Origin of the sequence: Streptosporangium sp. NPDC051023 (assembly GCF_040689595.1) — a bacterium.
In the GTDB taxonomy this organism is placed as follows: domain Bacteria; phylum Actinomycetota; class Actinomycetes; order Streptosporangiales; family Streptosporangiaceae; genus Streptosporangium.
Map to the genome: position 1 here is coordinate 1554 of NZ_JBFBCE010000205.1, position 1156 is coordinate 2709.

1 protein-coding gene is annotated in these 1156 nt (G+C 65.7%); it reads right to left on the reverse strand.

The window, feature by feature from the left end; translation table 11 throughout:
• The coding region (locus AB0395_RS48035; RefSeq protein ID WP_366295037.1) for a hypothetical protein at window positions 1-537 on the reverse strand (537 nt) is incomplete at its 3' end.
• Window positions 538-1156: the final 619 nt, after the last annotated feature.

Genomic DNA, 1156 nt, shown 5'->3' on the forward strand with positions numbered 1-1156 from the left:
CGCGTCCGGCTCGTCCCGCAGGAACCACGAGGCCAGGGTGGTGCGCAGCGCGCGGCCGACGACCAGGCTCGTGCCGTTGCGGGACGGCTTGCCGCCGAGGTTCTTCAGGTAGCCAACGAACATCGCCAGATGGTCGGTGGTGCGGACAACCTGCGGGAAAGCAGCTTTGACCGCCCGGCGGGTGCCGAGGTCGCCGCGGGCGAACGCCGCAGCCAACGCGAAGATGGCCGGGCGGGGCTTGGGTGCGCGCGGCGGCCGGGCGGTGGAGATGGCGTGGATGAGGTCGACGACGCGGGGCCCGTCCTCGGCGATCGCGGCGAACAGCACATCGGCGTTCTCCGCGGTCAACTGGTTCTCGCCCACGTAGTAGGTACCGCCTGTGGTGCCGAGGATGACGAAGTCCTCCAGGCGCGTCCAGACGTCCTTGGCCCAGACGTAGCCGCCAGCGTTGTTCTTCACCTGGTCGGTGCGGCCAGGGATGCGCTGGGTCTGCGGGGTTGCGATCGCGGAGATCCCAGCGAGGGGGTCACGGGCCATCGGTGCTCTCCTTCTGTTCGACCCGCCTGGGGGCGGATATGCGAAAGGGGAGCGGATGTGGTGATGTTCGCCGAGTTTAAACAGACGCTCTACCGCTGAGCTACGCCCTCCATGTAGGGCGGGCGACAGGATTCGAACCTGCGACCTTCTGTTCCCGATAACCGACTAACTTCGACCCGCTCCCCTGCTCGTCAGCCCTGCCGATGGTGCGGATATGGAGACTCCGACCGGGTTGCCCTACCAGTTGGGCGTCAGGCCAGGCGAACCGACCTGACAGGATTCGAACCTGCGTTCACCATGAGTGATAACCGACCAGATTCGACCCGCACCACCGACAGGACTGACGAGCGATCAGGTCTGGAGCTGGCGCGGATATGGGGACGCCCACCGGCCTTTTAGGTGCTCTGCCAACTGAGCTACACGGACCGAAGTCCGCGGCGAGACTCGAACTCGCGACCACCCCGTTATCAGCGGATAACCGACGAGGCTTCGACCCGTGCCAGCACCAGACCTGACCAGCTCACCGGGCCGGGAGAAGGCGCGGATGTGAGAGCGGCACCGGATGTGTTCTTTGTTGCAGAAAGATAACCGATGCCATTCGACCCGCACCTACTCCAGG